Genomic DNA, 15,038 nt, shown 5'->3' on the forward strand with positions numbered 1-15,038 from the left:
ATGAGGACTGGCTGGCGGGCATGTCAAGTACATATATGAAAGACAGGATCAATAAGTTTAAAATTCTGAATAATGGAACAAAATTGAAAAATGGTAAAGCTATTCTTAAACTAAAACCCGCTCACTCGGATTATAATCGGTGATTAATTATAAAATAACCTCGATAGAATTGCTGGGGTTTACTTTTTAAGTGTCAGAAAAGAAAGATGTCTTCAAAAATTCTAAGTTTTTGTAACTATTAGACGGTATATTATAATTATCATTTAAGAAATTTAAAACTTAGCTATATGAACAGCTGCACTCGATTTCAGATTCCAATATTTCTTGCTGTAAACGAAACAAAACTGAGAAAAAAAGTATACTTACCACATATCTAAAAATAACCCTGAAGCCGTTATCATACAGATTATTAAATAGCTTTCAAACTACTACTGTGAGAAATAGGTAAAAGTCAATATATTGAATACAATGAGTCAAAATCAGGTTAAGTGAGGCTTTAATTATATGAATATTACACTTGATGGAAATAACATTATATTTGCCAAAACATTTAACCTATTAAAAATGAAAAGATTACTATCTGTTGCCACCTTCATTATTGGCTTCACACAGGCTCAGGTTGGAGTGGGAACTGCTAATCCAATAAGCTCACTGCATGTAGATTCATCCAAAAACAATCCTATCGGAACATTTCCTTCAACAACTGAACAGAGAGATGATGTTTCAATCACTGCCATTTCGGGAAATGCAGCCATCGGCATCGGTACCGTAGCCCCTACCCAAAGCCTGGATGTAGTCAATGGCAATATCAGAGTGCGGGGTATTGCTTCCAGTACAACCGGCGGATCGGATAGAGTAGTGGTGGCAGATTCTAATGGCGTTTTAAGAGCGGCATCCGGAACAGCTTTTTCTACTTCAGATAGTGGAAACAGAGTTTTTAGGAGTCAGGGAGGGACAATCCTCAATGCATCAACCGGATGGGTTAATAATGTATTTACTACACTTATCCTTAATTCTGCGTATGATCCTTTAAGTACTTATGATGCATCTACAGGAGAATTTACGGTTCCTTCGGATGGTCTCTATCTGATATATGGAATTGTTTCTTTTAATCTGCCCAATACAGGATCAGGAACTTTTGACGGAACGGGAGGAGTGGCATACTCAACAATCAGCATAGACAATGGCAGGATTGCATCATCGACAGTACCTATCCTCAGAGGCATTAAGACACCCAATGCCAACAATACGATGGTTCTCTTTTGCAGCAGTACCGTATGGCTAAAAGTAGGACAGAAAGTCACGTATAAGTTTTTAACCTACGGAACACCCAATATGGTTGGCAACCTGTCTGATTTAACCATTGATAGAAATGCTTGTAAATTAGAAATCAGTAAGCTGTTATAAAATCCGGATAAACGTTTATAATAACGATCTCACGGATTATAATCCGCGAGTTATTACCTGCCCCCAAAAAGCTAAATACTTTTTAGGGGCATTTTTATAACAGAGATAGGAAAATCAGCGTGATAGTTTCAATATGGAATGGATAAAACACAGCAAAATTTTCAGTCTGATTTGAATTGTCGCAAAAGAAAGGATTAAAATCTTCTAACGCAGATACGTGTATATCAAAGCCCACTACATTTATAAAATTAATTTTCAATAAATATTTATCGTAAAACAATAAATATTTATATCTTTGCAATAATAAAATATTAAATCAAATGAAATTATTGGGTAAAAACGCGCTATTGTATTGGCTTAAATATCCTTTTGGAATATATACGGTAGGGTTTATATCAGTATCCGTCTGGATATTTATTTTAATGGCAGTTTATTCAGTTACCGGTAAAACAAACGGGTTTATATCAATAGGCCAATGGAAAACCGGATACATTGATCATGAAAGACAGGTAGAAACAGTGCGGTTTCACTATCCGGTTTCCAGAATGGTTTTGGCAACCGAGAATTCTTCGGAAGGTATCTTATTAGCTTTTTTGGGTCTGCTTTCAATATGTTTTATACTGGTCACCGTGTTAAAAATAATCATTGAACTCTCTAAAGATAATTTTTTTACCGGTAAAGCCATTCAGAACTTTAAAATCCTGGGATTGGGCCTGCTGATGTTTGGTGCTGTTCAATTGATAGTAAATTGGTTAATAGCATCACACAATTTGGATCTGACCTCTTCTTTTCTGTTTATACTTACCGGTTTGATCTTTATGTTTCTGAAAGAAATCTTCGTAAAAGGAAAAATGATGCAGGATGAAAATGATTTAACAATATAATGTATGCCAATAATAATTAACATCGACGTCATGTTGGCGAAAAGGAAAATGCAGTCTCAGGAACTCGCAGAAAAAATAGGAATTACACAGGCCAACCTTTCTATCCTCAAAACAGGGAAGGCAAAAGCGGTAAAACTTTCAACGCTGGAAGCCATCTGCAAAATACTTGATTGTCAGCCTGGTGATATATTGGAATTTAAACCTTAATTAAATAGTATAAAAATGAAAAAACAACTTCTGGCAGTATCTATGATGATATGTGGCCTGTTTTCCGCGCAGGAATTAACTGTTGAATACAAGCGGATGGTAACTTATGATGACATGACACAATTTTCATCATTGGTCAACAAGGAAAATATAAATACCTGCTTTCAAAGTGAAAAAAACTCTTACTCGCTATTGGGCTTGGCAATCAAGTTAAACAGTAAGCAGATTTTTCAAAAGTTAATGGATGAGAAAGCCGATCTGGAAAAAGCATGTGACGGAAAAACGCCTTTGATGTTTGCTGCCAAATACGGAAATTTAGAATTTGCAAAAAAATTACTGGAAAACGGAGCAAAGAAAGAAACGAAAACAGAAAAAGGATATCAGGCACTGGATTATGCTAAAAAATATGAGAAGGCTGATCTTGTCAAACTTTTAGAATAAAATCATAAGTTTTAATCAGGTATTATTTGTAATTGTAATCACTATATGAGTATTACAAATAATACCTGGAACTTTAAAACATTGCTGTTTCCATATTCTATATCAGGAGATTAGCTTTTCTAGCCTTGCCATCATCTCATCCTTTTCCTTCAACATACGCTCATATAATGAGATCTTTTCTTCATGTAATTCAATGATCTTTTCAATGGGATGAAAGTTAATTGTGCCATAATTAAAAGAATTATTAAACGCATATTCTCCAAAAGTATTTGCAATAACATTCACCGCCTGCTCCTCATCAAAATTCTGAAAAGCTTCTACAGGAATTTTCAAGACTTCGGCACCTTTATATAATCCTTCAATTAAAATCTTTCTGACTACAGTCTGGTCTTCTGCTTTCAGGACACCGATATAAGCACCGTTCTCCGGAGCAGAAGTATCGATCTGAGTCCGGTCTTCCTGTTTAAGTAAGAATATCCAGGGAAATGCGGTCGTTCAAAGCCGATTTTTTAAACCGGATCCTACAGATTTATCATCCATAATTCATCCAGAAACAGACTCTTGAAATAGCTGCGGCGATTTTTCAAATCCTGAATATATCAAAGTAATGAAAGCGAATTGGACTACTCTCTTTTTAGATTTCTGGACTACCTTTTCTGTATATAGTGTTAATACTTTTATGTCCGAAAGTAGAATTAAATATTAAACTTATATAAATAGTAATAATTGACTATTGTCCAATCATTTTTGAGAATATTTTATAGATCGGGATCGACTATAGCAGTAACCGGCAGCATTCGAATGCTGAGGGAGACGTACAGCAATTGTTACATAGGGGCATTCACAAGTCATTGACAACGAATAAAATATTATATTTCTATGTATTTAGGTTTTATTTTCTAAAATAATCACCGGATTTCTGCCTACGCTTATTTTCTGTTCCCAAAACTACAGGAATGCAGTAAGAACATAAATCCATTTTAAATATTGTTTAACGGTATTCACATAAAAACACGTAACCTGAACTCAGGTTAAATATTTAATCTGACGGTATAATAATTAAATAATTAAAAAAACATTATGAAAGCATTAGTTTATCACGGAGACCACGATATCCGTTTTGAAGAGGTGGAAAAACCTACCATCAAAGAAAGTAAAGATGTGCTGGTGAAAATGGTTAAAACAACCATTTGTGGAACGGATCTGGGGATTTATAAGGGTAAAAACCAGTATATGAAAGAAGGGACGATTTTAGGGCATGAAGGAGTGGGAATAGTGGAAGAAGTAGGTTCGGCGGTTACGCTTTTTAAAAAAGGAGATAAAGTTATTATTTCCTGCATTACTTCATGTGGCACTTGTGGAAATTGTAAAAAACAATTATACGCACATTGTGAAAACGGTGGCGGCTGGATTTTAGGACATCTGATTAACGGTACTCAGGCTGAGTACGTACGTATTCCTTATGCAGACAGCAGTCTATACAAGCTTCCAGATTCTATCAACGAAGAGGCTGCTCTGATGATTTCAGATGCCTTGCCTACAGGATATGAAATAGGCGTGCTCTACGGAAAGGTAAAACCCGGAGATTCCGTGGTGATTGTCGGGGCAGGTCCTGTTGGTATGGCATCCCTTCTGACAGCTCAGTTTTTTTCTCCCTCTCAATTAATTGTTGTTGATATGGATGAGAATAGATTGGAGTATGCAAAAAGTCTAGGTGCAACACATCTTATAAATTCAGCAAAGGAAAACCCTGTTGAAGTGATTAAAAGCATTACAGGTGCAGGTGTGGATGTTGCTATAGAAGCCGTAGGAATTGCTGCGACTTTACAGCTGTGTACATTGCTGGTAAATCCGGGAGGTAATGTTGCTAATGTAGGTGTACATGGTGCTCCGGTAGAGCTGGAGATGGAAAATCTCTGGATAAAAAATATCAATATATCCATGGGGCTCGTCAGTACTTCCACCATCCCTCAACTCATGAAGTCTGTCGAATCAAAAAAAATTGCACCCGAAAAACTCATTACACACCGATTCAAGTTCGAAAAAATATTGGATGCCTATGCTGTTTTTATGAATGCCGCAAAAGAAAATGCGATGAAAATTTCAATAGAATTAAACTAGTAACGGGTAAGGTCGTTGAACGAATGTTATCTGAAAAAAAAATTCAGTGGCAGTCTCGTTACCTATATAGATAGAAAGTAAGATGGGTGAAAACTCATCTTATTTTTTATAATTTATGAATACGGTTTTACGAAAAAAGATTTAAAAAGATTATTGAAGAAAACAGTGTTTCAAAACAGCCTAAACACAGGATTTGCCGCCTTTTACCTACATTCGGATTAATGGAACCGATGTCAGCATAAGACCTGGAAGCTCATTGGGATGATAAAAAATAAAAGAGAGAATTCAAATAACAGCAGTACTTCATGCAGTGAAAACAGGGTTTGGAAAATCTATGATAGAAGTCCGGAAATTGCAAAGGGAGAGCTATAGTAATACCCCGGAACAAAAAAAATCAGAATAGAAAAAAATCCTATTCTGATGTTATTATATTAATTAACGCTGTCATTCCTATTGCGGAATCATTCAGCCGCTTATCTTGCAATTAAAATCTTTCTGACCACGGTCTGGTCTTCTGCCTTCAGAACACCGATATAGGCACCGTTCGCCAGAGCCGAAGTATCGATCTGAGTCTGGTCTTCCTGTTTAATTAAAGAATGCCCGAGAAGGTCGGTAATTTCAAAGCTGAAATTCTTAACTTTATGAGGAAGCTCAATATGAAGAATATCCTTTACAGGATTAGGATAAATTTTCAGGGATTCCAGTGTTTTTTGGGAAGCTACATCATCCACACTTAAAATGGATGTCGTGGCAACGGCAAAATGCTGTAATGCACCTACTGCAGCCCTTCCTACATTGTAAACATACACCGGATCTACATTGGCGAAAGTATCGTTGGTCGTATGCTCGTTATAGCTTCTGTCATATTCATAAAAACCGGTAATCACTTCACCTTTAGCCTCAAATGGCATATAGTCGGATGCATAAGCCGGGTCAATATCGGTCTGTAGAGGAGAATATAAAGAGGTACATGTCGCTAACTGCTGGGTAACAGCCTGTGATGCCGAATTATTGCTTAAAGGAGAACCCTGATCTTCATCACAGAAAACCACAGTACTGTTGTTTCCGAGCTGACCGCCCACCTGGTCGATATTGAAGACTAATTTGATATCCAGCTGGCGCACTCCGTTCTGGTAAGCTACAGTGTTAACGTAGTGACTGCTCCCGTACAGACCCTGCTCTTCACCTGAGAAATGGATAAACTTGATCGAGTATTCCGTGGGGACATTCTTTAAAACCCTTGCTGCTTCAAGAATGATAGAAGTGCCGCTTCCGTTATCACTTACTCCCGGGCCCACAATACTGTCGAAATGCCCACAGATGATAACATATTTATTAGGATAAACCGTTCCCGTTTTTGTGATCACTAAATTTTTTGAACTCGTATTTCCAAACGTAAACGGATCTTCAACAATCTGACTGGCCGAGTAGCCATAGGAAAGATACTTATTCTTAATCCAGTTTAAAGTAGCCGTATTATTGGCAGATCCTGTAGTCTTTACACCCAGGTTCTGAAAATCCTGCAGAGATGAAGTGATGTTCGTCTGAGTCACAAGGTTGGCCCTGGTCTGATAGGCCTGAATAAATGACTGAGCCTGTGCTCCCGCTGCAGCAAATGAAAGAAATAAAAGAGTAGTCAGTTTTTTCACTTTTTTATAAAATTTAGCAATTCTTTATATTATTATCAATAGTATCGCAAATGTACTAATAAAAAAATCCCGGGCAAAAAAACCCGGGACTATATTGATAACAAAAAATTCTACATTATTTTACTTGATCTACAACTGCTTTGAAAGCTTCAGGGTGATTCATTGCTAAATCTGCTAAAACTTTTCTGTTAAGCTCAATGTTGTTTTGTTTAAGAGCTCCCATAAACTGAGAGTAAGACATCCCGTGCTCTCTGGCTCCCGCATTGATACGAGTGATCCAAAGAGATCTGAAGTTTCTCTTCTTCTCTTTTCTGCCACGGTAAGCATATTGCATTGCTTTTTCTACCGCGTTTTTAGCTACCGTCCAAACGTTCTTTCTTCTACCGAAAAAACCTTTAGCTTGCTTAATAATTTTCTTTCTGCGAGCTCTGGAAGCTACTGCATTTACTGATCTTGGCATAATTTAAATTGTTTTTTTGAAATGTGCGGCAATTGTTTCATTACTCTTAGGGGCTCCATTTCAGGGTTAAATTGTTGAATTTGTTTGAATTCTTATAAACCGGATATAGATTTATAAAAACTACTTAATGGCTAATTGACGTTGAACACTTTTTTCGTCCACTTTAGCTACGTAAGAAGTAGTCGTAAGATTTCTCTTCTGCTTCGTTTCTTTCTTAGTTAAGATGTGGCTTTTATAAGCATTTTTTCTTTTGATCTTACCAGAACCGGTAAGAGCAAAACGCTTTTTAGCACCTGATTTCGTTTTTAATTTTGGCATTGTTTTGCTTTTTATTATTTTGTTATCAATATCTGTTTGGTTATCCTAAAGACCGTTCAGGAATACTAGGCTGCAAAATTAATAAAAAAAACCGAGACCCGAAAGAGATTTTAAGGGAAATGGAAATGGTTTTTTCCACTGTAAAGAATAGTTATGTGTTTAGTCCGTAAATTTTGAGTAAGGAGCATTTTCCTGCTTTCCATTATATCTTTGGGGTTACGGCCTCCGCTCCGCTCCGGCCGCAACCCCAAAGGATGCCATTGCAATCAGGGCTAGGGTGGAGGTCATCCTGACAGACAATAAGGAAAGATACCAAATCATCATGGTCAGAAATACCGGACAGCTCTTGATGTGCTGTTTAAGACGGGTACACCGGACAGGAAAGGGGAGCATCAGAATTAAATAAGTAACCGGACATATAAACAAAAAAGCGGCAGCCAAAATATTTTGATTGCCGCTTTTTATGATGTACAGAAATTAGGAATTAATGAACTCCAGAAGATCTTTATTAATCACATCAGCATGGGTCGTAGGCATTCCGTGAGGAAATCCCGGGTATGTAATAAGTGTACCGTTTTTCAGCAGTTTGGCAGATTTAATAGCAGAGTTTTCGATAGGAACAATCTGATCATCTTCTCCGTGCAATACCAGAACCGGAATATCCACTGCTTTAAGATCCTCTGTAAAATCAGTTTCTGAAAAAGCTTTAATACCATCGTAATGAGCAACGATACCTCCCATCATTCCCTGTCTCCACCAGTTTCTCTGTACGCCTTCTTTTACTTCCGCACCTTCTCTGTTGTAGCCATAGAAAGGGAAGGTAAGATCTATATAGAACTGCTGTCTGTTATTCAGCGTCTGATCCCTGATATTGTCGAAAACTTCCATAGGGACACCATCCGGGTTACTTTCACTTTTCACCATCACAGGAGGGACTGCGCTTACCAATACTGCTTTTTTGGCTCTGCCATTGGCATATTTATTTACATATCGGATCACTTCGCCACCTCCGGTAGAATGACCGATATGGATCACATCCTGAAGGTTGAGAAATTCTACCAGCTCAGCCGCATCGGAAGCGTACTGTTCGATGGTGTGATTATAGATATCCTGGCTGGAACGGCCGTGTCCTCTTCTGTCGTGAGTGACCACACGGTATCCTCGCTGTAAGAAAAAGATAACCTGCGAATCCCAGTCATCAGATGATAAAGGCCATCCGTGGTGAAACATCAGTACAGGTCCTTCGCCTTGATCTTTATAAAAAATTTCAGTTCCGTCTTTTAATTTCAGTGTGCTCATTGTAGTGCTGTTTAATTTGTTGTTATAATTTATTATTTGAATCGAATAGGAGTCTCCCTTATTTCTAAAGCAAAAGTATAACAAAACTTTTCACGTAATATTGATCTATGGTAAATTTTAATAATTAATTAATAACTATTTATAGATTATATAAAATAATGCATAAAATATTAATACTTGTTTAACTACTTTAATAAAAACGAAATGTAGGCACGTCATGCTCGCCTTGGTACTAAGGTCGTTCAGGAAAATAAAGAAATGACTGCTTTTGGTAAAGTCTTTAAAAGTATTGCGCAGGTGGTCATTCTATTTATTTTATAAAACTTCAAAAACATTATTGCAGAGGTTATACTCTGTATTACTGATTTAAAAGCGACAAGGCAAATAAATTTGCTTCGCAAAGCTATCATATAACTTCATCAATCAACTTGTTGATTCCTCTTTGCCTCTTAAATATTGCTGCTACAAAATAAAATTTTGCGTCAAAAAATATTATTCTATTTATTAGATAAATTCTTTCTAAAAATTTAACGCAGGTATCTAATATATGATAAGTGGTAATTTGAAATACTTTAATACATAAAAAAACCTCAAATTGCTTTGAGGTTTATATTTTAAATCAGACCGTTACATCTGATTACGGAGGCTATTTAGCTGGTTTTTTAGGACTCATCATCATAATCATTCTCTTTCCTTCAAGTTTAGGAAGCTGATCTACCTTTCCAACGTGCTCAAGTTCCTGAGCTAGTTTTAAAAGTAAGATCTCACCCTGATCCTTAAAGATAATTGAACGTCCTTTAAAAAATACGTAGGTTTTTAATTTTGAACCTTCTTCAAGGAATTTTTCAGCATGTTTCTTTTTAAACTCGTAATCGTGATCATCTGTCTGAGGTCCGAAGCGGATCTCTTTAACGACAACTTTTACCTGTTTAGCTTTTAATTCCTTCTGCTTTTTCTTTTGCTCATATAAGAATTTTTTATATTCTAATATTCTTGCAATAAACGGTTCAGCCTTGTCGGAAATCACTACAAGATCCAATTCCTGTTCCGCAGCAATCTGTCTTGCTTTGTCAATTGGATAAATTCCCGGCTCTACGTTATCGCCCACCAAACGAAGCTCTCTCACACGAATTTTATCGTTGATCAAGTGTAAGTCCTCCTGTACAGGACGTCTTTGTGGGCCCCTGTTGTTAAATCGTTGTGCTATTGTATTATAATTTTATTGGTTAACTTTCTATTATTTCTCAGATAAGGTACCAAGAGATCTCTATACCTTACTTTTTATTGCTTTTATATGGCAGCTTCTTTCTTAAAATAAGAAACAAAGTCCTCCAGATTCATCACGCCAAGATCCCCTTCACCACGTCTTCGTACAGAAATTGTGCCATCGTTCTCTTCATTTTCTCCAACAACCAGCATAAATGGAATTTTTTTCAATTCTGCATCACGGATCTTTTTACCGGTTTTCTCGTTTCTGTCATCAATCTGACCGCTAATATCGTGATTTTCTAAAAATTGTGAAACTTTTTTTGCATAATCTACGTATTTTTCACTTATCGGTAGAATAATAAACTGGTCAGGGCTTAACCATAGCGGGAAATCTCCTGCCGTATTCTCCAGAAGAATCGCAATAAAACGCTCCATAGAACCGAATGGCGCCCTGTGGATCATCACTGGTCTGTGTTTTTCGTTATCGTTTCCGATATAATGAAGGTCAAATCTTTCCGGCAGATTATAATCCACCTGGATCGTTCCCAACTGCCATTTTCTGCCTAATGCATCTTTCACCATGAAATCCAGCTTAGGACCATAGAAAGCAGCTTCACCATATTCAACAACGGTTTTCAGACCTTTCTTCTGAGCTGCGTTGATGATCGCATTTTCTGCTTTTTCCCAGTTCTCATCAGAACCGATATATTTTTCTTTGTTTTCAGGATCCTTAAAGAAACCTGAGTTACAAAATCTTCAAAACCTAAAGATTTGAAAACATAAAGCGTTAAATCAATTACCTTTTCAAATTCTTCAGAAAGCTGATCCGGAGTACAGAAAAGGTGAGCGTCATCCTGAGTAAAACCACGTACTCTTGTTAATCCGTGAAGTTCTCCACTTTGCTCATAACGGTACACCGTTCCGAATTCTGCATATCTTTTAGGCAGGTCTCTGTAACTCCATTGTGAAGTTTTATAAATTTCACAGTGGTGAGGACAGTTCATCGGCTTCAGTAAAAACTCTTCTCCTTCGTTCGGTGTCTTAATGGGCTGGAAGCTGTCTGCTCCGTACTTATCCCAGTGGCCTGAAGTTACATACAGTTCTTTGGCCCCGATATGTGGAGACATGACAAATTCATAACCTCCTTTTTTCTGGGCATCAGAAAGGAAATTCTCCAGCTTTCTTCTCAGAGCAGTTCCTTTTGGCAACCAAAGCGGCAACCCGGCACCTACTTTTTCAGAAAAAGCGAAAATTCCAAGTTCCTTACCTAATTTTCTGTGATCCCTTCTTTTTGCTTCCTCTAATCTTTCAAGATATTCAGTCAGGTCTTTCTGTTTAGGAAAAGATACACCATACACCCTTGTTAGCTGAGGATTTTTTTCATTCCCTCTCCAATAAGCACCTGCAGCATTTAAAATCTTAACAGCCTTTACAATACTTGTATTAGGAATATGTCCTCCACGACATAGATCTGTGAAATTATCGTGGGTTACAAAAGTGATTTCACCATCATTTAGATTAGAGATCAATTCTACCTTATAAGGATTGTCAGCATAGGTTTCTAAAGCTTCAGCTTTAGAAACAGGATATAATGAGAAAGTAGAGCCTTTTTTGGCATTTTCCAATACTTTTTTCTCGATTTTCTCAAAATCTTTTTCCGATAAGCTCTCATCACCGAAATCTACATCATAATAAAACCCGCTTTCGATGGCAGGACCGATGGTCAGCTTAGCATCAGGATAAAATTCAAGGATAGCCTGAGCCAGAAGGTGGGCTGAAGAATGCCAGAAAGCTTTCTTTCCAAGATCATCATTCCAGGTCAACAGCTGTACCGTAGAATCCGTGGTTATAGGCGTGGTCGTCTCTACTTGTCTGTCATTTACAACTGCGGAAATGGTGTTTCTAGCCAATCCATCGCTTATAGATTTTGCCACATCTAGCGGAGTAACTCCCGCCTCGAATTCTTTGACGCTACTGTCTGGAAGTGTAATTTTTATCATTGTTTACTAAGAAATTTTAAGATGCAAAAATACGCATTTTTTAATTAATAAACTACTTTGACGTATATTTGAACCGAGAATTAATACTAAAAACAATATAAAATCGTTTTATATTATTAGGATCCGGCCGGATTCCAACAATAGAAACGGTGAAAAAGCTATTGTGAGCATTAATTTTTTCTTTTATATCGTACTTTTTTCTTTATAATTTCAATGACGTCCACATTTTTTACTTTAGATTGGACCCAACCGTGGATATCTATATATAATAAAGATCTCCGGTAATATTCGTTATGCGAAAAAATATTCAGCTGATGATCAAATTCCCTGAATGCCTGCAGTTGCTTATCCGGTTGTAAGCTATTGACATCTTTAAAAAACTGAATACTTTGAAAATGAAAATCATCCGGCTTTTTCATTTTTTTAGCAAACTTCAGAGTAGCTTTAATAAATTCATCATAATCCTCATCATTACCTGATTCGTATTTAGCCATTAAAATCAGAATCCTTGTATGAAACAGAAGGTCTTCCTGCACATTTCCTTTCGACTCGATAACTTTCAGAGAATATCTGATGGACTCATGGAATTTTTTACTTCCAAAAAACATGGCTGCCATTTTCAGGTAAAGAATCATAAAATGGTGCTCATCAATTTTATCCCGGAACCTTTCCATTTTCAATTCGATCTCCGGAATCAACTTGGTGCCGGAAAAGAATTCACCTTTTACAAAGTGAATATTCATTAAAGTATTGTAACAGGTCAGAAAAACAAGAGATTGTATATTTTCATTTTGAGTAAAGCCCGAAGACGAAATGACTTTGTTAAAGGTATCAAACCGGTCTTCAAGAATATCAATATTTCCGTATAAAAACAAAATTTTAAGCAGGTACGTATTCCCTTTGATGTACCACACCGGATGGCTCAGGATCATATCCGGATTTTTGTGAAATAAGTCAACCCATTGGAACGCATATTTCAACGTATATTTATACTCCTGAAGTAACTGATTCTTCCAGACATGAGCCTTAAAATACCATAATTTTTCGGTAAAATTCAGCTTTTCAAATTTTATTTTATGAATTTGAGATTCAAAGATCTTCATGATTTCAGCCCGGTCTTCATCGTTTTTTACATAACCATGGGTCAGCATTTCGCTGTATAATTTCAGGGAAAGATTGGAAAGTTCCGTGGTATACTGATTTTGTAAGCTGATCTCCGTTGACTGCCTGATCAGTTCTTCGGCGCGTCCTTCAATACTCCGGGTAATAAATTGGGACTCAATTACTTTTTCCAGGTCAATAATTTCCGATGCAATGCTTTTTTCGTCCAATTCAAGAGCTGAATGCTTTGTTTTATCTAAAATTTTTAAAGCCTGTTTGTGAAGTCCTTTCTGGTATAAAATATTTGCGAAGTCGAGCTGTTCACGGAGCTGGATCCTGTAGTTCTGGTGACTGGGATTCATCCTTAAACTCACCAGAATCTGTTTGTACAGATGTGCTTTCAGATTGGACAGCTGCTGCTTGCTTGAAATATTTTTTCCGATGATATGATGTTCGTCATATTCACGCATCTTATCCATTTCCGAAAAAAGAAGAAGAAATTTTGCATCTGCATTAATTCCAAGACGGTTGACGTACAGTTTGAATTGTCGTTTTTCAGAAGTCGTAAGCGACTTGATTAATACAAATAAAAAATCTTTTTGCAATTCTGCCATTGTAAATTATTGCTATTTAAAATATTGATTAACAGCTAAATAAAATCATTTTTAACCATTTCGAATATTGTAATTTCAGGAAAAATGAAAATTAAATGATCATCTGACTCTGTAGTTTTGAATCAAAATTAAGTAAAAAACTTCATTATGAATTCCGAAAAAGTTGAAATTTTTGATACCACACTGCGTGATGGAGAGCAGGTTCCGGGCTGTAAATTAAATACAGAGCAGAAATTAACGATTGCCGAACAACTGGATGAACTTGGAGTAGACATAATTGAGGCGGGTTTTCCAATTTCAAGTCCTGGAGATTTTCATTCCGTTTCGGAGATTTCAAAGCTGGTGAAAAATGCCAAAGTATGCGGATTGACCAGGGCCAACCAGAAAGATATTGATACCGCTGCCGAGGCCTTGAGATGGGCAAAGAGACCAAGAATACACACCGGAATAGGAACTTCCGATGCTCATATTAAATACAAATTCAATTCAAACAGGGAAGATATCATCGAACGTGCGGTCCAGGCTGTAAAATATGCCAAAACTTTCGTTGAAGACGTTGAGTTTTATGCCGAAGATGCAGGAAGAACTGATAATGATTACCTGGCAAGGGTTTGTGAAGAAGTAATCAAAGCCGGGGCTACGGTTTTAAATATTCCGGATACCACCGGCTATTGTCTGCCTGACGAGTATGGTGAAAAAATAAAATACCTGAAAGAAAATGTGAAAGGAATCGATCGCGCCATTTTATCCTGTCACTGTCATAACGATTTGGGAATGGCCACTGCCAATTCAGTTTCAGGCGTGATAAACGGAGCCCGGCAGATTGAATGTACCATCAACGGATTGGGGGAAAGAGCCGGAAACACGGCACTGGAAGAAGTAGTGATGGTGCTTAAACAACATGAACACCTGAAATTACATACGGATGTGAACACCAGAATGCTCAACAATATGAGTGCTTTGGTCTCAGATCTTATGGGAATGCCCGTGCAGCCCAATAAGGCGATCGTGGGCGCTAATGCTTTTGCGCACAGTTCGGGAATTCATCAGGACGGCGTGATTAAAAACAGGGAAACCTATGAAATCATTAATCCTGAGGATGTAGGTGTCAATGCTTCATCTATTGTCTTAACAGCCAGGAGCGGAAGGTCAGCTCTGGCTTACAGATTTAAACATATCGGTTTTGAAGTTACCAAAAACGAGCTGGATTTTCTATATCAGGAGTTTTTAAAAATCGCAGACCGCAAAAAAGAGGTTAATGATGATGATCTGAGCATGATTATTGAAAATGTAACGCGAAAAATAGGGTAGTTTGATCAACATTTAGA

At 37.1% G+C, this 15,038-nt stretch carries 13 protein-coding genes and 1 pseudogene; 6 read left to right on the forward strand and 8 right to left on the reverse strand.

Going from position 1 to position 15,038, the window contains the following annotated elements; genetic code table 11:
- The first annotated feature begins 564 nt into the window (after positions 1-564).
- From ODZ84_RS01920 to ODZ84_RS01935, 4 genes are all read left to right on the forward strand, one after another.
- A complete protein-coding gene (locus tag ODZ84_RS01920) occupies positions 565-1,407 on the forward strand; it encodes a hypothetical protein (protein ID WP_266175328.1) in 843 nt (280 codons plus the stop codon).
- A gap of 320 nt (positions 1,408-1,727) precedes the next feature.
- On the forward strand, positions 1,728-2,291 hold the full coding sequence (locus ODZ84_RS01925; protein WP_266175329.1) for a DUF2975 domain-containing protein: 564 nt from the start codon (positions 1,728-1,730) through the stop codon (positions 2,289-2,291).
- A 3-nt stretch (positions 2,292-2,294) separates the two neighbouring features.
- Positions 2,295-2,498 (forward strand): helix-turn-helix domain-containing protein, encoded by a 204-nt coding sequence (locus ODZ84_RS01930; RefSeq protein WP_266175330.1) that lies wholly within the window; start codon positions 2,295-2,297, stop codon positions 2,496-2,498.
- A gap of 15 nt (positions 2,499-2,513) precedes the next feature.
- Entirely contained in the window at positions 2,514-2,939 is a 426-nt protein-coding gene (locus tag ODZ84_RS01935) for an ankyrin repeat domain-containing protein (protein WP_266175331.1), read from the forward strand.
- Positions 2,940-3,041: 102 nt separating this feature from the next.
- On the opposite strand, the gene ODZ84_RS01940 is transcribed toward ODZ84_RS01935, so the two are convergent.
- Positions 3,042-3,416: an XRE family transcriptional regulator gene (locus ODZ84_RS01940; RefSeq protein ID WP_408612452.1), complete on the reverse strand. Its 375-nt coding sequence runs from the start codon at positions 3,414-3,416 to the stop codon at positions 3,042-3,044.
- Positions 3,417-4,019: 603 nt separating this feature from the next.
- On the opposite strand from ODZ84_RS01940, the gene ODZ84_RS01945 reads away from it, so the two are divergent.
- The gene (locus tag ODZ84_RS01945) at positions 4,020-5,060 is read left to right on the forward strand and encodes a zinc-dependent alcohol dehydrogenase family protein (protein ID WP_266175332.1); all 1,041 of its coding nucleotides are present in this window, start codon (positions 4,020-4,022) and stop codon (positions 5,058-5,060) included.
- Positions 5,061-5,533: 473 nt separating this feature from the next.
- Here ODZ84_RS01945 and ODZ84_RS01950 read toward each other — a convergent pair whose 3' ends face one another.
- From ODZ84_RS01950 to ODZ84_RS01980, 7 genes and pseudogenes are all read right to left on the reverse strand, one after another.
- A complete protein-coding gene (locus ODZ84_RS01950; protein WP_266175333.1) occupies positions 5,534-6,709 on the reverse strand; it encodes a M28 family peptidase in 1,176 nt (391 codons plus the stop codon).
- A 115-nt stretch (positions 6,710-6,824) separates the two neighbouring features.
- On the reverse strand, positions 6,825-7,169 hold the full coding sequence (gene rplT, locus ODZ84_RS01955; RefSeq protein ID WP_266175334.1) for a 50S ribosomal protein L20: 345 nt from the start codon (positions 7,167-7,169) through the stop codon (positions 6,825-6,827).
- Positions 7,170-7,289: 120 nt separating this feature from the next.
- The gene (gene rpmI / locus ODZ84_RS01960) at positions 7,290-7,487 is read right to left on the reverse strand and encodes a 50S ribosomal protein L35 (protein WP_002979658.1); all 198 of its coding nucleotides are present in this window, start codon (positions 7,485-7,487) and stop codon (positions 7,290-7,292) included.
- Between the two features lie 477 nt (positions 7,488-7,964).
- Positions 7,965-8,786, reverse strand: coding sequence for an alpha/beta fold hydrolase (locus tag ODZ84_RS01965; RefSeq protein ID WP_266175335.1), 822 nt, complete (start codon positions 8,784-8,786; stop codon positions 7,965-7,967).
- A 646-nt stretch (positions 8,787-9,432) separates the two neighbouring features.
- Positions 9,433-9,933 carry a translation initiation factor IF-3 gene (infC, locus tag ODZ84_RS01970; RefSeq protein ID WP_172625635.1) on the reverse strand — a complete coding sequence of 167 codons (501 nt, stop codon included), beginning with the start codon at positions 9,931-9,933 and terminating at the stop codon, positions 9,433-9,435.
- 143 nt (positions 9,934-10,076) lie between these two features.
- A pseudogene (gene thrS, locus ODZ84_RS01975) lies at positions 10,077-11,995 on the reverse strand (threonine--tRNA ligase).
- Between the two features lie 170 nt (positions 11,996-12,165).
- Complete coding sequence (locus tag ODZ84_RS01980) at positions 12,166-13,710, reverse strand: hypothetical protein (RefSeq protein ID WP_266175336.1); 1,545 nt, start codon at positions 13,708-13,710, stop codon at positions 12,166-12,168.
- Positions 13,711-13,857: 147 nt separating this feature from the next.
- Between ODZ84_RS01980 and ODZ84_RS01985 the strand changes: the two genes are divergently transcribed.
- Entirely contained in the window at positions 13,858-15,021 is a 1,164-nt protein-coding gene (locus ODZ84_RS01985) for a 2-isopropylmalate synthase (RefSeq protein ID WP_266175337.1), read from the forward strand.
- Positions 15,022-15,038 lie beyond the last annotated feature (17 nt).

Source organism: Chryseobacterium fluminis, assembly GCF_026314945.1.
GTDB lineage: Bacteria > Bacteroidota > Bacteroidia > Flavobacteriales > Weeksellaceae > Chryseobacterium > Chryseobacterium fluminis.